Source organism: Calidifontimicrobium sp. SYSU G02091 (assembly GCF_022631395.1).
Taxonomy (GTDB): Bacteria; Pseudomonadota; Gammaproteobacteria; order Burkholderiales; family Burkholderiaceae_C; genus Calidifontimicrobium; species Calidifontimicrobium sediminis.
In genome coordinates this window covers 113,452-133,511 of the sequence record NZ_JALBGB010000007.1, presented here as the reverse complement: position 1 = coordinate 133,511, position 20,060 = coordinate 113,452, and the positions used below count along the sequence as shown (strand labels likewise).

18 protein-coding genes are annotated in these 20,060 nt (G+C 71.7%); 9 read left to right on the top strand and 9 right to left on the bottom strand.

Features of this window, described 5'->3' with window-relative positions; translation table 11 throughout:
- Positions 1-166 precede the first annotated feature (166 nt).
- The 5 genes from rpsA to MOJ79_RS07010 all read left to right on the top strand — a co-directional run bounded on the left by rpsA (position 167) and on the right by MOJ79_RS07010 (position 4,286).
- Positions 167-1,879 (top strand): 30S ribosomal protein S1, encoded by a 1,713-nt coding sequence (gene rpsA / locus MOJ79_RS07030; RefSeq protein ID WP_119286612.1) that lies wholly within the window; start codon positions 167-169, stop codon positions 1,877-1,879.
- A gap of 64 nt (positions 1,880-1,943) precedes the next feature.
- On the top strand, positions 1,944-2,273 hold the full coding sequence (locus tag MOJ79_RS07025) for an integration host factor subunit beta (protein WP_241923490.1): 330 nt from the start codon (positions 1,944-1,946) through the stop codon (positions 2,271-2,273).
- A gap of 58 nt (positions 2,274-2,331) precedes the next feature.
- Positions 2,332-2,637, top strand: a complete 306-nt coding sequence (locus MOJ79_RS07020; RefSeq protein ID WP_241923489.1) for a LapA family protein — start codon at positions 2,332-2,334, stop codon at positions 2,635-2,637.
- A complete protein-coding gene (gene lapB / locus MOJ79_RS07015; protein ID WP_241923517.1) occupies positions 2,637-3,785 on the top strand; it encodes a lipopolysaccharide assembly protein LapB in 1,149 nt (382 codons plus the stop codon). The genes MOJ79_RS07020 and lapB overlap by 1 nt, the downstream gene beginning before the upstream one ends.
- A 183-nt stretch (positions 3,786-3,968) precedes the next feature.
- The gene (locus MOJ79_RS07010; RefSeq protein ID WP_119354899.1) at positions 3,969-4,286 is read left to right on the top strand and encodes a ComEA family DNA-binding protein; all 318 of its coding nucleotides are present in this window, start codon (positions 3,969-3,971) and stop codon (positions 4,284-4,286) included.
- 36 nt (positions 4,287-4,322) lie between these two features.
- On the opposite strand, the gene dnaE is transcribed toward MOJ79_RS07010, so the two are convergent.
- Positions 4,323-7,898 (bottom strand): DNA polymerase III subunit alpha, encoded by a 3,576-nt coding sequence (gene dnaE, locus MOJ79_RS07005; protein WP_241923488.1) that lies wholly within the window; start codon positions 7,896-7,898, stop codon positions 4,323-4,325.
- A 145-nt stretch (positions 7,899-8,043) separates the two neighbouring features.
- Between dnaE and MOJ79_RS07000 the strand changes: the two genes are divergently transcribed.
- Positions 8,044-8,526 (top strand): hypothetical protein, encoded by a 483-nt coding sequence (locus MOJ79_RS07000; RefSeq protein WP_119286625.1) that lies wholly within the window; start codon positions 8,044-8,046, stop codon positions 8,524-8,526.
- Positions 8,527-8,557: 31 nt separating this feature from the next.
- Here the strand turns inward: MOJ79_RS07000 and rng are convergent, their stop codons facing one another.
- The 8 genes from rng to MOJ79_RS06960 form a co-directional block, all read right to left on the bottom strand.
- A complete protein-coding gene (rng, locus tag MOJ79_RS06995) occupies positions 8,558-10,027 on the bottom strand; it encodes a ribonuclease G (protein WP_241923487.1) in 1,470 nt (489 codons plus the stop codon).
- 24 nt (positions 10,028-10,051) lie between these two features.
- The gene (locus tag MOJ79_RS06990; protein ID WP_241923486.1) at positions 10,052-10,678 is read right to left on the bottom strand and encodes a Maf family protein; all 627 of its coding nucleotides are present in this window, start codon (positions 10,676-10,678) and stop codon (positions 10,052-10,054) included.
- Positions 10,675-11,145, bottom strand: coding sequence for a 23S rRNA (pseudouridine(1915)-N(3))-methyltransferase RlmH (gene rlmH, locus MOJ79_RS06985; RefSeq protein ID WP_241923485.1), 471 nt, complete (start codon positions 11,143-11,145; stop codon positions 10,675-10,677). Before rlmH ends, MOJ79_RS06990 begins: the two co-directional genes overlap by 4 nt.
- A 27-nt stretch (positions 11,146-11,172) precedes the next feature.
- A complete protein-coding gene (rsfS, locus tag MOJ79_RS06980) occupies positions 11,173-11,922 on the bottom strand; it encodes a ribosome silencing factor (RefSeq protein WP_241923484.1) in 750 nt (249 codons plus the stop codon).
- Positions 11,923-12,546, bottom strand: a complete 624-nt coding sequence (nadD, locus tag MOJ79_RS06975) for a nicotinate-nucleotide adenylyltransferase (protein ID WP_241923483.1) — start codon at positions 12,544-12,546, stop codon at positions 11,923-11,925.
- 58 nt (positions 12,547-12,604) lie between these two features.
- Positions 12,605-13,525: an oxygen-dependent coproporphyrinogen oxidase gene (gene hemF, locus MOJ79_RS06970; RefSeq protein ID WP_241923482.1), complete on the bottom strand. Its 921-nt coding sequence runs from the start codon at positions 13,523-13,525 to the stop codon at positions 12,605-12,607.
- Positions 13,526-13,691: 166 nt separating this feature from the next.
- Positions 13,692-14,990, bottom strand: coding sequence for a phosphoribosylamine--glycine ligase (gene purD, locus MOJ79_RS06965; protein WP_241923481.1), 1,299 nt, complete (start codon positions 14,988-14,990; stop codon positions 13,692-13,694).
- Between the two features lie 7 nt (positions 14,991-14,997).
- Positions 14,998-15,729: a YebC/PmpR family DNA-binding transcriptional regulator gene (locus tag MOJ79_RS06960; protein ID WP_241923480.1), complete on the bottom strand. Its 732-nt coding sequence runs from the start codon at positions 15,727-15,729 to the stop codon at positions 14,998-15,000.
- Positions 15,730-15,859: 130 nt separating this feature from the next.
- Here MOJ79_RS06960 and MOJ79_RS06955 point away from each other — a divergent pair, with 130 nt between their 5' ends.
- From MOJ79_RS06955 to MOJ79_RS06945, 3 genes are read left to right on the top strand one after another with little or no spacing between them, the layout of a single operon-like run.
- Positions 15,860-17,380, top strand: a complete 1,521-nt coding sequence (locus tag MOJ79_RS06955; protein ID WP_241923479.1) for a helicase HerA-like domain-containing protein — start codon at positions 15,860-15,862, stop codon at positions 17,378-17,380.
- A 10-nt stretch (positions 17,381-17,390) separates the two neighbouring features.
- On the top strand, positions 17,391-17,936 hold the full coding sequence (locus MOJ79_RS06950) for a DUF1499 domain-containing protein (RefSeq protein WP_241923478.1): 546 nt from the start codon (positions 17,391-17,393) through the stop codon (positions 17,934-17,936).
- A 49-nt stretch (positions 17,937-17,985) separates the two neighbouring features.
- The gene (locus MOJ79_RS06945; protein ID WP_241923477.1) at positions 17,986-20,037 is read left to right on the top strand and encodes a glutamine--tRNA ligase; all 2,052 of its coding nucleotides are present in this window, start codon (positions 17,986-17,988) and stop codon (positions 20,035-20,037) included.
- Positions 20,038-20,060 lie beyond the last annotated feature (23 nt).

Below are 20,060 nucleotides of genomic sequence, written 5' to 3'. Positions count from 1 at the left end.
CGGCTGCGGCCGTCGCGAGCGGCAGGTCCGGCGGCTCCCCCGCCGCGCCCGTGCTCTCCCGGCGCGGGCGCACCGAGTCTCCGGGTGTGTCCAACCCAACCCGCAACCCCTCGGTTGCAAATTACACCGGTGCCCCCAGCTGGTGCCGGTTTCAGGAAACCCTTTCATGTCCCAAACCCAAACCGCCACCTCGGGCGGCGAGTCGTTCGCCGCGCTGTTCGAAGAAAGCCTGCGCAAGCGCGACCTGCGCTCCGGCGAGGTCATCTCGGCCGAGGTGGTGCGCATCGAGCACAACTACGTCGTCGTCAACGCCGGCCTGAAGTCCGAGGCCTACGTGCCCATCGACGAGTTCAAGAACGACCAGGGCGAGCTCGAGGTCCAGGTCGGCGACTTCGTCGCCGTCGCGATCGACGCCTTCGAGAACGGCTACGGCGACACCATCCTGTCGCGCGACAAGGCCAAGCGCCTGGCGTCGTGGATGGCGCTCGAGAACGCGCTCGAGTCGGGTGAATTCGTCACCGGCACCGTCAACGGCAAGGTCAAGGGCGGCCTGACGGTGCTCGTCAACGGCATCCGCGCCTTCCTGCCGGGCAGCCTGATCGACACGCGGCCGGTCAAGGACCTGTCGCCGTACGAAGGCAAGACGATGGAGTTCAAGGTCATCAAGCTCGACCGCAAGCGCAACAACGTCGTGCTGTCGCGCCGCGCCGTCGTCGAGGCCTCGATGGGCGAGGAGCGCGCCAAGCTGCTCGAGACGCTGCGCGAAGGCGCGATCGTGCACGGCGTGGTCAAGAACATTACCGAGTACGGCGCGTTCGTCGACCTCGGCGGCATCGACGGCCTGCTGCACATCACCGACATGGCCTGGCGCCGCGTGCGCCACCCGACCGAAGTGGTGCAGGTCGGCCAGGAACTCGACGCCAAGGTGCTCAAGTTCGACGCCGAGAAGAACCGCGTCAGCCTGGGCCTGAAGCAGCTCGGCGACGACCCGTGGCTCGGCGTCGCGCGCCGCTACCCGGCGGGCACGCGCCTGTTCGGCAAGGTCACCAACATCGCCGACTATGGCGCGTTCGTCGAGATCGAACCCGGCATCGAGGGTCTGGTGCACGTCTCCGAGATGGACTGGACGAACAAGAACGTCGCGCCGAGCAAGGTCGTCAGCCTCGGTGACGAGGTCGAGGTGATGGTGCTCGAGATCGACGAGGACAAGCGCCGCATCAGCCTGGGCATGAAGCAGTGCAAGCCCAACCCGTGGGAGGAGTTCGCGCAGAACGTCAAGCGCGGCGACCGCGTGAAGGGTCCGGTCAAGTCGATCACCGACTTCGGCATCTTCATCGGCCTGGCGCAGGGCATCGACGGCCTGGTGCACCTGTCCGACCTGTCGTGGCACGAGCCGGGCGAAGTCGCGGTGCGCAACTACAAGAAGGGCCAGGAGGTCGAGGCCGTCGTGCTCGGCGTCGATGTCGAGCGCGAGCGCATCAGCCTGGGCATCAAGCAGCTCGACGGTGACCCGTTCGCGACCTACACGACGATGAACGACCGCGGCGCGATCGTCACCGGCACGGTCAAGAGCGTCGACGCGCGCGGTGCCGAGATCCAGCTCACGCCCGACGTCACCGGCTACCTGCGCGCCAGCGAGATCAGCCGCGACCGCGTCGAGGACGCGCGCAACCTGCTGAAGGAAGGCGACGAAATCAGCGCGATGATCATCAACGTCGACCGCAAGACGCGCTCGATCCAGTTGTCGATCAAGGCCAAGGACAACGCCGACCAGCAGGAGGCGATGCAGCGCCTGGCGCAGAGCAACGAGCGCGAGACCGCCGGCACGACGAGCCTGGGCGCGCTGCTGCGCGCGAAGCTCGACAACCGCAACGAGTGACGCCCGTGGCGGCGATGCGGCGCCCGCGCGCCGCGTCGCCGCCCTGCCGACCCCGCCCTGCCCCATGACCCGCAGCGACCTCGTCGCGGCGCTGGCCGAGCGCTTCGGCCAGCTCACGCAGCGCGACACCGAACTCGCCGTCAAGATGATCCTCGACGCGATGAGCGACGCGCTCGCGCGCGGTCACCGCATCGAGATCCGCGGCTTCGGCAGTTTCTCGATCAGCCGCCGCCCGCCACGCGTGGGCCGCAACCCGCGCAGCGGTGAGCAGGTGGTGATTCCCGAGAAGCTGGTGCCGCACTTCAAGCCCGGCAAGGCCCTTCGCGAGGCCGTCGACGCGCGCCTGCCCGTCGATGCCGCGCCACCGCTGGCGTCCGCCGTCGACGCCCCCTGACGCCCCTGCGCCGCCTTCGCGCGCGGCGCGAGGCGCGCGCCTCTAGAATGCGCCGCGCATGCGCGCGCTCGTCTGGCTCCTTCGGGCCCTCGTCTTCTTCACGCTGTTCGCGTTCGCGCTCAACAACCAGCAGGACGCCGTCGTGCGCTGGTTCTTCGGCGTCGAATGGCGCGCCCCGATGGTCATCGTCGTGCTGGTGGCTTTCGCGGCCGGCTGTGCGTTCGGCGTCGTCGCGATGATGCCCAGCTGGTGGCGCCAGCGCCGCTGGGGCCGGCGGGCGGCGGCAGGCGCCGTGCCCTCCGCCGCCGACGCGCGGCCCGCCACCGAGCCGCTGCCCGACCATCCGCCCCGCGAGGGCCTGTGATCGAGTTCGACCTGCAGTGGCTGCTGCTGGGCCTGCCGATCGCCTTCGCGCTCGGCTGGATCGGCGCGCGGCTCGAATCGCGGCAGTGGAAGCGCGAGCAGCGCGACGCCCCGCGCGCCTACTTCAAGGGCCTGAACCTGCTGCTCAACGAGCAGCAGGACAAGGCGATCGACGCCTTCATCGAGGCCGTTCAGCACGACCCCGACACCACCGAGCTGCACTTCGCGCTGGGCAACCTGTTCCGTCGCCGCGGCGAGTTCGAGCGCGCCGTGCGCGTGCACCAGCACCTGCTGCAGCGCGGCGACCTCAAGACGGCCGACCGCGACCGCGCCCAGTTCGCGCTCGCGCACGACTTCGCGAAGGCCGGACTGTTCGACCGCGCCGAGCAGGCGTTCCGCGCGCTGGAGGGCACCGCCTTCGAGACCGAGGCGCGGCTCGCACTGCTCGGCCTGTACGAGCGCTCGCGCGACTGGCGCGCCGCGGCCGACATCGCCGCGCGGCTCGAGGGCACCGGCACCGGCTCGTTCGCCCACCGCATCTCGCACTACTGGTGCGAGCTGGCCCTTGAGGCCGACGCGCGCGGGCACGACGAAGAATTCGACGCGGCGCTGCAGCGCGCGAAGGCCGCCGCGCCGCAGGCCCCGCGGCCCTGGCTCATCGAGGCGCAGCGCCTGGCGCGCGGCGGCCAGCACGCGCGGGCGGTCGAGGCGTACGCCGAGCTGTGCCAGCGCAGCCCCGCCGCCTTCCAGCTGGTGGCTGGCGACTACGTCGACAGCGCGATCGCCAGCGGCCAGCGGGAGCGCGCACGTGCGCTGCTGACCGCACTCGCCGAGCGACACGGGGGTGTCGCACTGCTGCGCGCGCTCGACGTCCTCGACGGCGTGCCTGCAGGGACGTCGCCGCGGTGGGCCGAGCAACTGCGCCGCCAGCCGACGCTGTCGGCCGCGCTCGAAGTGCTGTCGGCACCGCACGGCGCCGATGCCGAGTCGCTGCAGCGCGGCGTGCGCGAAGCGGTGGCGCGCGCCGCAAAGCCGCTGCAGCGCTACCGCTGCGCCGCGTGCGGCTTCGAGGCGCAGCAGTACTTCTGGCAGTGTCCCGGCTGCCTGAGCTGGGACAGCTTCCCGCCGCTGCGCATCGAAGAGCTCTGACGCGCGCGGCTTGGCGGCCGCCCGTGCGGGGGCCCCGCGAGCAGGCCCCCGCCGGAGTGGCACTCCCGGTGGAGTGTCATGCGACGCGTCGCTGCCCAGAATGGTCTGCAGGTCGAACGCGCGAGCCCACTCGCCACCGTCTCGGCCCCGCCCCCTGCCCCTTCACCCGTCCAGGAGACCGCCATGTACCGCATGCTGATCGCCACCGTGCTTGCCGCGCTGACCTTCGCCGCGCACGCCACCGTCGACATCAACAAGGCCTCGCAGGCCGAGCTCGAGACCGTCAAGGGCATCGGGCCCGCGATGTCGGAGCGCATCCTCGAAGAGCGCAAGAAGGGCCCGTTCAAGGACTGGAGCGACCTCATCGTCCGCGTCAAAGGAATCGGCGACGGCAACGCCGCGCGCTTCTCGTCGGCCGGCCTGACGGTCTCCGGCAGCGCCTACGCGGCGGCGCCGAAGGACAAGCCTGCCGCCGCGCCGAAAGCCGACGCCAAGCGCTGACGCCGCCATCGCGGCCCGCCGGCCCCGGCGGCGCGATCAGTGCAGCGCGTCGGCCTCGGGCTCGTACACCAGGCGTGCGCCGCCACCGGTGCAGCGCCGCCACCGCTCCAGCGCGGCATCGCTGGGAAAGAAGCGCGCCGCCTCGCCGAGATCGAGCTCGGCGACGGCGCGTTCGCGCTGCAGCAGCAGGCGCACCGTCAATCCCTGCACGAGGTCGCCGTCGTCGGTCGCGACGCGCCGCGCCGGGAACTCCTTCAGCAACTCGGCCACCGGTGGCGTGTGGCCGTTGACGGCCACACGCAGGTAGCGTGCGAAGCGGCAGCGCGCCGTGGGCAGGTCCCACAGCTGGTTGACGTTCAAGCGCAGGCCACCGCCGAAGCGGTCGGGCTGCACGCGCCCCTGCACGATGACGAGTTCGTCGTCGCGCAGCACGTCGCGCATCGCGTCGAGGAGCTCTTCGCTGGCCACCGTCTCGATCGTCGCGCTGCCGTCGTCGAGCTTGAAGATCGCCACGCGCCCGCGCTGGCCGTTGACGATGCGCAGGTCGGCGACGATGCCGGCCACGAGCTGCGGCTCGCGGGTGTCGACGAGGTCGGCGATGCGCCGGCGCACGAACTGCCGCACCTCGGCCTCGCACGCATCGAACAGGTGCCCCGACAGGTAAAAGCCCAGCGCGGTGCGCTCGAGCAGCAGCTTCTCGCGCACGCCCCACGGCTCGGCGGCGACCAGCGGCGGCTCGCGCGTGCTCGCCGCGGCGTCGTCGGCGCCGAAGTCGAACAGCCCGGCCTGGTGCGCGTTGGCCTCCTGCGTCTCGGCCCAGTCGAACGCGAGGCTGACGCTGGCCAGCGCCGACGCACGGTCGGGGTGCAGCGCGTCGAACGCACCACCCTTGATCAGCGCCTCGACGACACGCTTGTTGACGCGCTGGCGGTCCACGCGGGCGGCGAAGTCGAACAGGCTGCGAAACGGCCCGCGCTCGGCGCCGCGGGGGCCCGCGCCCTGTCCCTCGCGCGCGGCGACGATGGCCTCGATCGCGCCCTGGCCGGTGCCCTTGATCGCGCCGAGACCGTAGCGGATGCGCTTCGGCCCCACCGGCTCGAAGCGGTAGGTGCCGGCGTTGACGTCGGGCGGATCGAACGCGACGCCGAACTGCCGCGCGTCGTTCCACAGCACGTGCAGCTTGTCGGTGTCGTCGAGCTCGATCGTCATGTTGGCCGCGTAGAACTCGGCCGGGTGGTGCACCTTGACCCATGCCGTGTGGTACGCGAGCAGCGAGTACGCGGCGGCGTGGCTCTTGTTGAAGCCGTAGCCGGCGAACTTCTCCATCAGGTCGAAGATCTCGTCGGCCTTGGCCTGGTCGATGCCGTTCTTGGCCGCACCGGCGCGGAAGGTCTCGCGGTGCTTGGCCATCTCCTCGGGCTTCTTCTTGCCCATCGCGCGGCGCAGCAGGTCGGCACCGCCGAGCGAGTAGCCACCCAGGATCTGCGCGACCTGCATCACCTGCTCCTGGTAGACCATGATCCCGTAGGTCTCGGCGAGCACCGGCTCGACGAGCGGGTGGGGGTACTCGACCGGCTCGCGCCCGTGCTTGCGCGCGACGAAGCTCGGGATCAGGTCCATCGGTCCCGGGCGGTACAGCGCGTTCAGGGCGATCAGGTCCTCGAGCCGGCTCGGCTTGGCCTCGCGCAGCATGCGCTGCATGCCCGGCGATTCGAACTGGAACACCGCCTCGGTCAGGCCGTCGGAGAACAGCTTGTAGACCTGCGCGTCGTCGAGCGGGATGCGCTCGTACGCGAAGTCGCGGCGCGCGGGGTCGCCGGCGACGATGAATTCCTTGGCCAGTTCGAGGATCGTCAGCGTCGCGAGGCCCAGGAAGTCGAACTTCACGAGGCCGATCGCCTCGACGTCGTCCTTGTCGAACTGGCTGACCGCGCTGTCGCTGCCGGGCTGCTGGTACAGCGGGCAGAAGTCGGTGATCTTGCCCGGCGCGATCAGCACGCCGCCGGCGTGCATGCCGATGTTGCGCACGATGCCCTCGACGCGCGTGGCCAGCGCGAGCAGCTCGGCGACCTCCTCGTCGGCGGCCTCGCGACGGTCGATCTCGGGTTCTTCCTTGCGCGCGTAGATCAGCCCCGGGTCGGGCTTGTCGGGCACCTTGGCCAGAGTCACCGTCTTGCCGGGCGGCGCCGGGATCAGCTTGGCGATGCTGTCGACGTGGCCGTAGCCCATCCCGAGCACGCGGCCGACGTCGCGCAGCGCGGCCTTCGCCGCCATCGTGCCGAAGGTCGCGATCTGGCTCACCGCATCGCGGCCGTACTTGGCCTTGACGTAATCGATCACGCGCTCGCGGTTGGCCTGGCAGAAGTCGATGTCGAAGTCGGGCATCGACACGCGCTCGGGGTTCAGGAAGCGCTCGAACAGCAGCTTGTAGCGCAGCGGGTCGAGGTCGGTGATCGCCAGCGCGTACGCCACCAGCGAGCCCGCCCCCGAGCCGCGTCCGGGGCCCACCGGGCAGGCGTTGGCCTTGGCCCACGTGATGAAGTCGGAGACGATCAGGAAGTAGCCCGGAAAGCCCATCTTCACGATCGTCGCAATCTCGAACTCGAGCCGCTCGACGTAGCGCGGCCGCTGCCGCTCGCGCTCGGCCGCATCAGGGTACAGCGCGGCCAGCCGCTGCTCGAGCCCCTCGAACGAGCGCTGGCGGAAGTACACCTCGATCGGCATGCGGCTGCCGTCGGGCAGCACGGGTGTCGGGAAGTCGGGCAGCTGAGGCTTGCCGAGCGTGAGCGTGAGGTTGCAGCGCTTCGCGATCTCGAGCGTGTTGGCCAGCGCCGACGGTACATCGGCGAACAGCTCGCGCATCTGCGCCGCGCTCTTGAAGTGCTGCTCGCGCGTGAAGCGGCGCACACGCCGCGGGTTGGCGAGCGTCTCGCCTTCGGCGATGCACACGCGCGCCTCGTGCGCGTCGAAGTCGTCGGGCTCGAGGAACTGCACCGGGTGCGTGGCCACCACCGGCAGCCCGAGCTCGGCCGCCAGCGGCACCGCGGCGCGCACGTGGGCCTCGTGGGTCGGCAAGCCGGCGCGCTGCAGCTCGAGGTAGAAGCGGCGCGGAAACAGCGCCGCGAGGTGGCGCGCGATCGCCGCGGCGCGGCGCGCGTCGCCTGCGAGCAGCGCCGCGCCGACGGCACCGCCGTCGGCGCCCGACAGCGCGATCAGACCGCCGCCGAGCTCGGCCAGCCACTCCCACTTGACCCAGGCCTGCGTGCGCTGCACGTTGGTCGTCCACGCGCGCGAGAGCAGTTCGCACAGGTGCAGGTAGCCGCTGCGGTCCTGCACCAGCACGAGCAGCCGGCTGGCCTGCTTGTCACCGCCCGCGCCGGGCACGAGCCCGTCGGGCAGCGGCTCCATCCACAGGTCGGCGCCGAGGATCGGCTTGACACCCGCGCCGCGGCACGCCTTGTAGAACTTGACAGCGCCGAACAGGTTCGCGAGGTCCGTCAGCGCCAGCGCCGGCTGGCCGTCGGCCCGCGCCGCGGCGGCGGCATCGTCGATGCGCAGCGTGCCGTCGACGACCGAGTATTCGCTGTGCAGGCGCAGGTGGACGAACGACATCGCGGGCATTGTAGGCAGCCGCACCCACGCGGCCCCGAACGTGCCCGCTGCGCTGCCCTGCACCTCAGGCCACGATAATGCGCCGACATGCCGGGGCCGCAGGGCCTCGGCACGCCAGTAGTTGCGACCTCAACGAACGACTCCCATGCAGACTCGAATCGCCGCATCCCTTGCTCTTTGCGCCTCTGTCGTGCTGGGCGGCTGCGCCACCGTCGTCAACGACTCCACGCACCCGCTGAAGATCGAGACGCAGACCGCGGACGGGACGTTCGTCACCGGTGCCGAATGCGCGCTGACCAACGACTACGGCACCGTCACGACGAAGTCGGGATCGACGGTCCAGGTGCGGCGGTCGAGCAAAGACCTGGACATCGTGTGCAAGCATTCCGGCCAGCCCGACGCCAACGCGCGGGCCATCTCGCGTGCCAACGCCGGGATGTTCGGCAACATCATCCTCGGTGGCGGCATCGGCGCGATCATCGATCACAACAAGGGGACCGCCTACACGTACCCGACGTGGATGCAGCTCGTCTTCGGCAAGACGCTGATCTTCGATCGCAGCGCCGAGAAGGAAGGCCTGCCGACGCCGGGCACCGAACCCACGCCCACGGCAGCGACGAGCAAGTGAAGGTTCCGGCCGCGATGGCCTGACCTGCCCGTCACAGCAGCACGATGTCGTACTGCTCCGGGTTCATCGACGGCTCGGCCGACAGCGAGATCGGCTTGCCGATGAATTCCGACAGGCCCGCCAGGTGCGGGCTCTCCTCGTCGAGCAGCATCTCGACCACCGCCGGGCTCGCGACGACGCGGAACTCCTTCGGATCGAACTGGCGCGCCTCGCGCAGGATCTCGCGCAGGATGTCGTAGCACACGCTGCGCGCGGTCTTGACCTGGCCGCGGCCGCCGCAGGTCGGGCACGGCTCGCACAGCATGTGCGCCAGGCTCTCGCGCGTGCGCTTGCGCGTCATCTCGACCAGCCCGAGCTGCGTGAAGCCGCCGACCGTGACCTTGGTGCGGTCGCGCGCGAGCTGCTTGCGGAACTCGGCGAGCACCGCGGCCTGGTGCTCTTCGCGGCTCATGTCGATGAAGTCGACGATGATGATGCCGCCGAGGTTGCGCAGCCGCAGCTGGCGCGCGATCGCGCCGGCAGCCTCGAGGTTGGTCTTGAAGATCGTGTCGTCGAAGTTGCGCGCGCCGACGAAGCCGCCGGTGTTGACGTCGATCGTCGTCAGTGCCTCGGTCTGGTCGATGATCAGGTAGCCGCCGCTCTTGAGGTCGACGCGGCGCGCCAGCGCCTTCGCGATCTCGTCGTCGACGTTGAACAGGTCGAACACGGGGCGCTCGCCCTGGTAGTGCTGCAGCTTGCCGACCGCCCCCGGCGTGTAGGCGCGGCCGAACGCGAGCAGGTGCTCGTACTGCAGCTTCGAGTCGATGCGGATCGTCTGCGTGTGCTCGTCGGCGAGGTCGCGCAGCACGCGCTCGGCCAGCGTCAGGTCCTGGTGCAGCAGCGTGCCCGGCGGCTGCGACAGCGCGCGCTGGCGGATCGCGGCCCAGGTCTTGCGCAGGTAGGCGATGTCGTCGGCGAGCTCGGCGTCGGTGGCGTCCTCGGCGTTCGTGCGCAGGATGAAGCCGCCTGCAGCGCTGCCGTCGGGCGTGGCGGCCAGCGCCTGCACGCGCGCGCGCAGCTGCTCGCGCAGCTCATGCGAGCCGATGCGCTGCGAGATGCCGATGTGCTTGTCCTGCGGCAGGAACACGAGCAGCCGGCCGGCGATGCTGATCTGCGTCGACAGCCGCGCGCCCTTGGTGCCGATCGGGTCCTTGATGACCTGCACCGTCAGCGTCTGCCCCTCGAAGACCTGCTTCTCGATCGGCAGCGGCACGCCGCCGCCGTTGCCGTCGCTGCGCGCGCCGAACAGGTCGGCCACGTGCAGGAACGCGGCGCGCTCGAGCCCGATGTCGACGAAGGCGCTTTGCATGCCCGGCAGCACGCGCGCGACTTTGCCGAGGTAGATGTTGCCGACCAGCCCGCGCTCGAGCGCGCGCTCGAGGTGCAGTTCCTGCACGGCGCCGTTCTCGACGACGGCCACGCGCGTTTCCTGCGGCGTCCAGTTGATCAGGATGTCTTGCATGCCGGCATGGTAGCCGGGCGGCGCTCAGGGCTTCCAGCCGCTCTCGGCCAGCAGGCGGTCGACCTCGAACAGCGGCAGCCCCATGATGCCGCTGTAGCTGCCGTCGATGTGCTCGGTCCAGCGCGCGGCACCGCTCTGGATCGCGTAGGCGCCGGCCTTGCCCATCGGCTCGCCGCTGGCGACGTAGGCGTCGATCTCGGCCGGTGTCAGCGCGCGCCAGCGCACGTGCGAGGTGCTCAGCGCCGCGTGCACGCGCGGCACGGCGAGCGGGTCGGCGTCGGGCCACGCGAGCGCGACGGCGGTCAGCACGCGGTGCGTGCGCCCCGACAGGCGCGCGAGCATCGCGCGCGCGTCGGCGGTGTCGGCAGGCTTGCCGAGCACCTGGCGGCCGAGCGCGACGGTGGTGTCGGCCGCGAGCACCGGCGCCGGCGGCAGCGCACGCCGCCGCCAGCGCGCCAGCGCCGCGTCGAGCTTGGCGCGCGTGACGCGCACCACGTAGTCCTCGGGCGCTTCGCCGGGGCGTTCGGCCTCGAGCGCCTCGGCGTCCTCGTCGGCGTCGGGCAGCAGCAGTTCGTGCGGCACGCCGATCTGCGCCAGCAGCTGGCGCCGGCGCGGGCTCTGCGACGCGAGGTAGACGAACGATGCGCTCATTCGCGGTGATACGGGTGGCCGGCGCCGAGCGACCACGCGCGGTACAGCGCCTCGGCGAGCAGCACGCGCACGAGCGCGTGCGGCAGCGTCAGGTCCGACAAGCGCAGCGTGTCGTCGGCCGCGGCGACGAGCGCGTCGTCGAGCCCGTCGGGGCCGCCGATCACGAACGCGACGTCACGGCCGTCGCCCTTCCAGAACGCGAGCCGCTGCGCGAGCTGCGCCGTCGTCAGGCGCTGGCCGTGCTCGTCGAGCACGACGCGCCGCGCGCCCTTGGGCAGCGCGGCCGCGATGCGCTGCGCCTCGGCGGCCTTCAGCGCCGCCACCGGCTTGCCGCCGCTGCGCGGCTCGGCCTTCAGCGCCTTCAGCTCGAGGCGCATCTCGGGCGGAAAGCGCTTGGCGAAGTCGTCCCACGCCGCGTCGGCCCACGCGGGCTGGCGCTGGCCGATCGCGATCACCACCAGACGCACCGTCGCCCGCCCGCCGCGTGCGGCGCTTCAGCGCCTGCGCGTGCCGGCCGCCTTCGCGCCGACGCGCACCGTCTTCACCGGGGTCTTCACCGGGGTCTTCGCCGCCGACTTGGCGGCCGCTGTCTTGCGCGGCACCGTCTTGCCGGCGGCGGACCGGGCGCGCGTCGGCCCGGCGGCTGCCGCGGTCCGCTTGGCCGCCGGCGCCTTGGCTGCCGGCGTCTTGGCTGCCGGCGTCTTGGCCGCCTTCGTCTTCGCCGCCGGCGGTTCGCCCGCGGGCTGCCGCGCCGGCTTCGTGGCCGTCTTTGCCGCGGTCTTGGCGCCCGTCTTTGCCGCGGTCTTCGCAGCGCGCTTCCCGGCCTGCTTTTCGGCGTGCTCGTCCGTCGGTGCCGACTGCGGCGACGCCTCGCCCGCCTTCGGCAACCCGCGCGCCGCGCCGCCGAGCTTGACGCGCACCGGCTTGCCGCCCCAGATCTCCTCGAGGTGGTAGTACTCGCGGATCGCCGGCTGCATGATGTGGCACACCGCGGCGCCGCAGTCGACGATGATCCACTCGCCGTTGTCCTCGCCCTCGGTGCGCAGCACGGGCATGCCGCGCGCCTTGACCGTCTCGCGCACGCTGCTGGCCAGCGCCTTGGTCTGCCGGTTGCTCGTGCCCGACGCGATGATCACGCGCTCGAACAGCGGCGACAGGTGCTCGGTGTTGAAGACGACGATGTTCTGCGCCTTGACGTCCTCGAGGCCGTCGACGATGGCGCGTTGCAGCTTGCGGATGTCCATTCAGCTCCTGGCAGGCAGTGGGGTCGAAGGGCGGTACAGGTGGTGACGTTCGATGTAGGCGGCCACGGCCGCGCCGACGTGGGCACGCAGGTCGGCGCCGCGCGCGGCGGCGTCGCGCACCGCGGTCGACGACACGGCCACCGGCGTCAGGTCGATCGCGACCATGCGGTGCGCGACGCCGGCGAGTTCGGCCGGCGCCTGCGGCGGCGCGCACTCGCGGCCGGCGACCGCGAGCGTGACGGCCTCGAGCAGCTCGCGCCAGCGGTGCCAGGTGTGCAGCCGCGCGTACTGGTCCTGCCCGACGACGAGGAACAGGTCGGCGTCGGGCCGCTCGCGCCGCAGTGCGAGCACGGTGTCGACGGTGTAGCTCGGCCCGGCACGCCGGATCTCGACGTCGTCGACGCGCATGCGCGCCTCGCCGTCGACGAGCAATCGCACCATCGCGAGCCGGTCGGCGGCCGGGGCGAGCACGCGCCCGGCCTTCTGCCACGGCGCGCCGGCAGGCACCCAGCGCAGCTCGTCGAGCGCGAGCTGGTCGCGCGCCGCGCGCGCCAGCGCGAGGTGCCCCAGGTGCGGCGGATCGAAGGTGCCGCCGAGCAGGCCGAGCCGCAGCGCCTTGCTCACGCGAGGGGCGACAGTGCGGGCGCCCGGCAGCGGCTCGGCCGGTGGCTCGGTCGCAGGCTCACTCGGCCGCCCAGTCCCGCGGGCGCAGGAAGTCGGTGTACAGCCGCGCTTCGGGCGTGCCCGGCTGCGGGTGCCAGTCGTAGCGCCACTTCACGACGGGCGGCATCGACATCAGGATGCTCTCGGTGCGCCCACCCGACTGCAGGCCGAACAGCGTGCCGCGGTCGAACACGAGGTTGAACTCGACGTAGCGTCCGCGCCGGTAGGCCTGGAAGTCGCGCTCGCGCTCGCCGTACGGCGTGTCGCGGCGCGCGCGCACGATCGGCAGGTACGCGTCGACGAAGGCGTCGCCGACCGCGCGCGTCATCGCGAAGCTGCCCTCGAAGCCGAGCTCGGCGAAGTCGTCGAAGAACACCCCGCCGATGCCGCGCGGCTCGCCGCGGTGCTTGAGAAAGAAGTACTCGTCGCACCACTTCTTGAAGCGCGGGTACTTGTCGTCGCCGAACGGTGCCAGCGCGTCGCGGCAGGTGCGGTGGAAGTGGCGCGCGTCGTCCTCGACGCCGTAGTACGGCGTCAGGTCCATGCCGCCGCCGAACCAGAACACCGGCTCGCGACCGGCGGGCAGCGCGGCGAACATGCGCACGTTCATGTGCACGGTGGGCACGTGCGGGTTGCGCGGGTGGAACACGAGCGACACGCCCAGCGCCTCGAACGGCGCGCCGGCCATCTCGGGGCGGTGCGCGCTCGCCGACGGCGGCAGCGACTGTCCCTTGACGTGGCTGAAGTTGCAGCCCGCGCGCTCGAACAGGTTGCCTTCCTCGACGAGGCGCGTCAGCCCGTCGCCTTCGAGGCGGCCGCCGGGCTCGCGCGTCCAGCCGTCGCTGGCGAAGGGCTTGCCGTCCTCGGCCTGGAACGTCGTGATGATGCGTTCCTGCAGGCCGAGCAGGTAGCGGCGCACGGAAGCGATGTCGAGCGTCATGGGCGGTTCGGTGGAGCCAGGGCCGCACGATACCCCTGCCCGCCGTCGAAGTGAGGTGCGACGGCCGCCGGGCGGGCGGGCGCGTCGCCGGCGAGCCACAGGGCGAGGCGCACGCGGAACGGACCGCAGGCAGCGGCCCTGCGCACCGGCGCGGGCGGTGCGCGCATCAGCGCGACTTGATCGCGCGGTGGCCGATGTCGGTGCGCCACTGCGCGCCGTCGAAGTGGATCGGCCGCAGCGCCTCGTAGGCGCGCTGCTGCGCGACCTTGACCGACTCGCCGAGCGCCGTCACGCACAGCACGCGCCCGCCGCTGGTGACGATGCGCCCGTCGGCATCGCGCGCGGTGCCGGCGTGGAACACCATCGTGTCGGCGTCGGCGGCGTCGCGCGGGGCAGGCAGGCCCTCGATCACGTCGCCCTTGCGCGGCTCGAGCGGGTAGCCGTGCGCCGCCATCACGACGCCGAGCGCGGCGCGCCGGTCCCAGTGCAGTTCGACCTGGTCGAGCGTGCCGTTGGCCGCGTGCAGCAGCACGTCGGCGAGGTCGCTCTTGAGCCGCATCAGGATCACCTCGGCCTCGGGATCGCCGAGGCGGGCATTGAACTCGACCGTCTTCGGCCGTCCCTCGGCGTCGATCATCAGCCCGGCATAGAGAAAGCCGGTGAACGGCGCGCCGTCCTTGGCCATGCCGGCGATCGTCGGCAGGATGATTTCGTGCATCACCTTCGCGTGCACGTTGGGCGTGACGACCGGCGCCGGCGAATACGCGCCCATGCCGCCCGTGTTGGGCCCGCGGTCGCCGTCGAGCAGGCGCTTGTGGTCCTGGCTGGAGGCCAGCGGCAGCACCGACTTGCCGTCGGTCAGCACGATGAAGCTCGCCTCCTCGCCGACGAGGAACTCCTCGATCACGACGCGCGCGCCGTCGGCGTTGTGCACGACGCCGAGCTTGTTGTCGAGCAGCATGAAGTCGATCGCCTCGTGCGCCTCGGCCACCGTCGTCGCGACGACGACGCCCTTGCCGGCGGCCAGGCCGTCGGCCTTGACGACGATCGGCGCGCCGTGCTGGTCGACGTGGGCGTGCGCCGCCGTGGCGTCGGAGAACGTCGCGTGGCGCGCGGTGGGAATGCCGTGGCGCTGCATGAACGCTTTGGCGAACGCCTTCGAGCTCTCGAGGCGCGCGGCCGCCTGCGTCGGCCCGATGATGCGCAGGCCGCGCGCGCGGAACGCGTCGACGATGCCCAGCGCGAGCGGCGCCTCGGGGCCGACGACCGTCAGCCCGATGCCTGCGGCCTGCGCGAAGTCGGCCAGGCTCGGCACGTCGGTCAGCGCGACGTTGTGCAGCCGCGCGTCGAGAGCGGTGCCGCCGTTGCCCGGGGCGACGAACACCTGCTGCACCTTCGGCGACTGCGCGAGCCGCCACGCCAGCGCGTGCTCGCGCCCGCCGCCGCCGACCACCAGCATCTTCATCGGCGCCTCACGCCTCGTCGCCGAGGTCGGCGTTGTGGTAGACCTCCTGCACGTCGTCGAGGTCCTCGAGCGCATCGAGCAGCTTGCGCATGCGCTGCGCGTCTTCACCGGTGAGCTCGACGGTGTTCTCGGCACGCATCGTCACCTCGGCGACCTCGGGCTTCAGTCCCGCAGCCTCGAGGCGCTCCTTGACGGCTTCGAAGTCGCCCGGCGCGGTCAGCACCTCGATCGAGCCGTCGTCGCCCGTGATCACGTCGTCGGCGCCGGCGTCGAGCGCGACTTCCATCACCCTGTCCTCGCTCGTGCCGGGCGCGAACACCAGCTGGCCGCAGTGGCGGAACTGGAACGCCACCGAGCCCTCGGTGCCGAGGTTGCCGCCGTGCTTGCTGAACGCGTGGCGCACCTCGGCGACGGTGCGTACGCGGTTGTCGGTCATGCAGTCGACGATGATCGCCGCACCACCGATGCCGTAGCCCTCGTAGCGCACCTCCTCGTAGGTCACACCCTCGAGGTTGCCGGTGGCCTTGTCGATGTTGCGCTTGATCGTGTCGGCCGGCATGTTGGCCGCCTTGGCCTTCTCGATCGCCAGCCGCAGCCGCGGGTTGGCGGCCGGGTCACCGCCCCCCTGGCGGGCGGCGACCATGATCTCGCGGATCACGCGCGTCCAGATCTTGCCGCGCTTCTCGTCCTGGCGCCCCTTGCGGTGCTGGATGTTGGCCCACTTCGAATGTCCGGCCATGATGCTGAGCACACCTCCGTCGATGGCCGCGATTCTATCGGCGCGCCCCCGCGCGCCCGGGGCGCGCGCCCGGCCGCGGCGCGGCCGCTTCCCCTAGACTGACGCCGTCATCCGCCGACGGAGCCCCGCGATGCCCGAGCCGATCCTCCTCGCCAAGCACGGCGACATCGAATGCCACCTGCTGCCCGCGCTGGCCAACCGCCACGGGCTGATCACGGGTGCGACCGGCACCGGCAAGACGGTGACGCTGCAGAAGATGGCCGAGAGCTTCAGCGCGATTGGCGTGCCGGTGTTCATGGCCGACGTCAAGGGCGACCTCGCCGGCATCAGCCAGCGCGGCACGCTGCCCGAGAAGGTGGCCAAGGTGCTCGCCGACCGCGGGCTGCCGATGCCCACGCCGGCGTCGTGCCCGACGACGCTGTGGGACGTGTTCGGCGAGCAGGGCCACCCGGTGCGCGCGACCGTCTCCGACATGGGGCCGCTGCTGCTCGCGCGCATGCTGGGGCTGAACGAGACGCAGTCGGGCGTACTGAACCTCGTGTTCAAGATCGCCGACGACAGCGGGCTGCTGCTGCTCGACCTGAAGGACCTGCGCGCGATGCTGCAGCACGTCGGCGACAACGCCAAGCAGTTCACGACCGCCTACGGCAACATCAGCGCGGCCAGCGTCGGCGCGATCCAGCGCGGGCTGCTGCAGCTCGAGGAACAGGGCGGCGACAAGTTCTTCGGTGAGCCGATGCTCGACATCGCCGACCTGATGCAGACCGAGGGCGGCAAGGGCGTCGTCAACATCCTCGCCGCCGACCGGCTGATGACGTCGCCGCGGCTGTACGCGACCTTCTTGCTGTGGATGCTGTCGGAGCTGTTCGAGCAGCTGCCCGAGGTCGGTGACCTCGACAAGCCCAAGCTCGTCTACTTCTTCGACGAGGCGCACCTGCTGTTCACCGACGCGCCGAAGGCGCTCGTCGAGCGCATCGAGCTCGTCGTGCGCCTGGTGCGCAGCAAGGGCGTGGGCGTGTACTTCGTGACGCAGAACCCGCTGGACATCCCCGACACCGTGCTCGGCCAGCTCGGCAACCGCGTGCAGCACGCGCTGCGCGCGTTCACGCCGCGCGACCAGAAGGCGGTCAAGGCGGCGGCGAGCACGATGCGCGCGAACCCGAAGCTCGACGTCGAGACGGCGATCACCGAGCTCGCGGTCGGCGAGGCGCTCGTGAGCCTGCTCGACGAGAAGGGCCGCCCCGGCGTCACGCAGCGCGTCTACGTGCTGCCGCCGGGCAGCCGCATCGGTCCGATCACGGCGCAGGAGCGGCAGACGCTGATCGCGAACTCGCTGGTGGCCGGCGTCTACGAGAAGACGGTCGACCGCGAGTCGGCGTACGAAATGCTGCGCCAGAAGGCCGAGGCCTCGCTGGCGGCCGCCGAGCCGGCGAAGCCGGCCGGCGCGGCGGGCGGTGCGACCGGCGGCGCCGGCGGCGCGCTCGGCGGCCTCGGCGACGTGCTGTTCGGCAGCACGGGCCCGCGAGGCGGGCGGCGCGAGGGCATGCTCGAGGCGGCCGCCAAGTCGGCCGTGCGCACGATCGGCACGACGGTGGGCCGAGAAATCATCCGCGGCGTGCTCGGCAGCCTGCTCGGCGGGCGGCGGCGCTGACGCCCGCGCGATGCGGCGTGCGATTGCCGTGCTCGCTGCGCTCGCCGTCGCACTGCCGCTGGCGCTGCTGGCGGCCGGGCAGCTCGGCGCGCTGCGCGGCACGCCGCCGACGGACCTCGGCGTGCGCGACGGCCGCCTGAAGCCACCGTCCGCAACCCCGAACAGCGTCAGCAGCCAGGCCGCACTCCACCCCGACCACCCGCGCCGCGAGCAGGCGCACATCGACCCGCTGCCGGCCATCGACGGCGACGCGCGCGCAACGATCGCGTGGCTGGCCACGCATCTCGAGACACGGCCCGACGCGCGCATCGTCGAGCGGCGCGGCGACTACCTGCGTGTCGAGTTCACGACGCGCTGGCTGCGCTTCGTCGACGACGCCGAGTTCTGGGCCGACGGTGCGGCCGGCGTCGTGCAGGTGCGCTCGGCGTCGCGGCTCGGCCACAGCGACCTCGGCGTGAACCGGCAGCGCATCGAGGCGTTGCGCGCGCAGCTCGCGCAGGCTGCCGCGGGCCGCACGGCGGCCGACGAGGCCGGCCCGCCAGGGACCGGTCGATAGAATCGATCTGACCCTTGCACCCTCGCCGGCGAGCGCCGAAGACCACCCCATGTCCGCCCCCGATTCCGCCAAGCACGCGAGCAACTTCCTGCGCCAGATCATCGAGCGCGACCTCGCCGAAGGCCGGCTCGCCGGGCGACTGTTCGCCGGCACGCCCGGCGACGGCACGCACCACGCCGCGAGCGGCCGCCCCGACCCGGCGCGCATCCGCACGCGCTTCCCGCCCGAGCCCAACGGCTACCTGCACATCGGCCACGCGAAGAGCATCTGCCTGAACTTCGGGCTCGCGCGCGACTACGGTGGCGTGTGCCACCTGCGCTTCGACGACACCAACCCCGAGAAGGAAGAGCAGGAGTACGTCGACGCGATCGTCGACGCCGTGCGCTGGCTCGGCTGGAGCTGGGAGGCCAACGGCGTCTCTCACCTGTTCTACGCCAGCGACTACTTCGACGTGATGTACCGCGGTGCCGAGTACCTCGTCGAAACCGGCCACGCCTACGTCGACGAGCAAACACCCGAACAGATGCGCGCCAGCCGCGGCGACTTCACGACGCCCGGCACCGACAGCCCGTACCGCACCCGCAGCCCCGAGGAGAACCTCGCGCGCCTGCGCGAAATGCGCGACGGCAAGCATCCCGACGGCGCGATGGTGCTGCGCGCGAAGATCGACATGGCGCACCCGAACATCAACCTGCGCGACCCGACGATCTACCGCATCAAGCACGCGCGGCACCACAACACGGGCGACCGGTGGTGCATCTACCCGATGTATTCGTACGCGCACCCGATCGAGGACGCGCTCGAGAACGTCACGCACAGCATCTGCACGCTCGAGTTCGAGGACCAGCGCCCGTTCTACGACTGGACGCTGGAACGCCTGGTGCCGGTGCTGCGCGCGCCGCAGTTCGCGCGCGCGAAGGCGCTGGTCGAGAAGATCGCCGCCAGCGGCGTCGAGGCGGGCAAGGAGTTCGCGCTCGCGTGTCACAACCACGCCACCAAGCTGGGGCCGAGCGCGCCCGAGGCCGAGATGCGGGCCCTCTTCGTGCGCTGGGAGCACGACCGCGACGCCGTGCTGCGCGACCTGCCGGCGTTCTTCGCGCTGCTGAAGGCGCACATGCGCCAGTTCACGCCGCTGCTCGAGCACGCGCTGCGCGCGCACCTACCCGAGCCGTTCGAACTGCCGCACCAGTACGAATTCGCCCGGCTGAACCTGACCGGCGTCGTCACCAGCAAGCGCAAGCTGCGCCAGCTCGTCGACGAGAAAATCGTCGACGGCTGGGACGACCCGCGCATGCCCACCCTCGTCGGCCTGCGCCGCCGGGGCTACACGCCGTCGTCGATCCGCCTGTTCGCCGAGCGCATCGGCGTGTCGAAAGCCGACAGCTGGATCGAGCACGGCGTGCTCGAGCAGGCGCTGCGCGACGACCTCGAGGGCCGCGCGCCGCGCGCGATGGCGGTGCTCGACCCGATCCCGCTCGCGCTGACGAACTGGGCCGAGGTGTTCGGCAGCGAGGCGCACATCGAGCCGTGCAGCGCACCCGGCCACCCGCAGCGTCCCGAGCTCGGCGCGCGCTCGTTCGGCCTCGGGCGCGAGGTGTGGATCGAGCGCGACGACTTCGCCGCCGAGCCGCCGAAGGGCTTCCACCGCCTGTACCCCGGCAACGCGGTGCGGCTGAAGTACGGCTATGTCGTCGAGTGCACCGGCTTCGAGACCGGCAGCGACGGCCGCGTCGCGAAGGTGCTCGCGCGCGTCGTGCCCGACACCAAGAGCGGCACGCCCGGTGCCGACCGCGTCAAGGTCAAGGGCGTGATCACGTGGGTCGGCGCGCACGACGCGCTCGCGGCGACCGTCAACCTCTTCGAGCCGCTGTTCACCGAGCCGCAGCCCGACGCCGGCGGGCGCGACTTCCACACCGTGCTGAACCCCGACAGCCGCCGCACCGTCACCGCCTGGGTCGAGCCGTCGCTCGCCGCCGCCGAGCCCGAGGACCACTTCCAGTTCGAGCGCCACGGCTACTTCGTCGCCGACCGCATCGAGCACCGCCGCGAGCGGCCGGTGTTCAACCGCATCACCGGGCTGAAGGACGGCTGGGCGCGGTGAGCGCGAGCCGGCGCCCGGCGGCG

Bases quoted from the DNA above. Each gene is read 5' to 3' on its own strand.
- rpsA (WP_119286612.1), top strand. From the start codon at position 167: ATGTCCCAAACCCAAACCGCCACCTCGGGCGGCGAGTCGTTCGCCGCG.
- MOJ79_RS07025 (WP_241923490.1), top strand. From the start codon at position 1,944: ATGACCCGCAGCGACCTCGTCGCGGCGCTGGCCGAGCGCTTCGGCCAG.
- MOJ79_RS07020 (WP_241923489.1), top strand. From the start codon at position 2,332: ATGCGCGCGCTCGTCTGGCTCCTTCGGGCCCTCGTCTTCTTCACGCTG.
- MOJ79_RS07010 (WP_119354899.1), top strand. From the start codon at position 3,969: ATGTACCGCATGCTGATCGCCACCGTGCTTGCCGCGCTGACCTTCGCC.
- dnaE (WP_241923488.1), bottom strand. From the start codon at position 7,898: ATGTCGTTCGTCCACCTGCGCCTGCACAGCGAATACTCGGTCGTCGAC.
- MOJ79_RS07000 (WP_119286625.1), top strand. From the start codon at position 8,044: ATGCAGACTCGAATCGCCGCATCCCTTGCTCTTTGCGCCTCTGTCGTG.
- rng (WP_241923487.1), bottom strand. From the start codon at position 10,027: ATGCAAGACATCCTGATCAACTGGACGCCGCAGGAAACGCGCGTGGCC.
- MOJ79_RS06990 (WP_241923486.1), bottom strand. From the start codon at position 10,678: ATGAGCGCATCGTTCGTCTACCTCGCGTCGCAGAGCCCGCGCCGGCGC.
- rsfS (WP_241923484.1), bottom strand. From the start codon at position 11,922: ATGGACATCCGCAAGCTGCAACGCGCCATCGTCGACGGCCTCGAGGAC.
- hemF (WP_241923482.1), bottom strand. From the start codon at position 13,525: ATGACGCTCGACATCGCTTCCGTGCGCCGCTACCTGCTCGGCCTGCAG.
- purD (WP_241923481.1), bottom strand. From the start codon at position 14,990: ATGAAGATGCTGGTGGTCGGCGGCGGCGGGCGCGAGCACGCGCTGGCG.
- MOJ79_RS06960 (WP_241923480.1), bottom strand. From the start codon at position 15,729: ATGGCCGGACATTCGAAGTGGGCCAACATCCAGCACCGCAAGGGGCGC.
- MOJ79_RS06955 (WP_241923479.1), top strand. From the start codon at position 15,860: ATGCCCGAGCCGATCCTCCTCGCCAAGCACGGCGACATCGAATGCCAC.
- MOJ79_RS06950 (WP_241923478.1), top strand. From the start codon at position 17,391: ATGCGGCGTGCGATTGCCGTGCTCGCTGCGCTCGCCGTCGCACTGCCG.
- MOJ79_RS06945 (WP_241923477.1), top strand. From the start codon at position 17,986: ATGTCCGCCCCCGATTCCGCCAAGCACGCGAGCAACTTCCTGCGCCAG.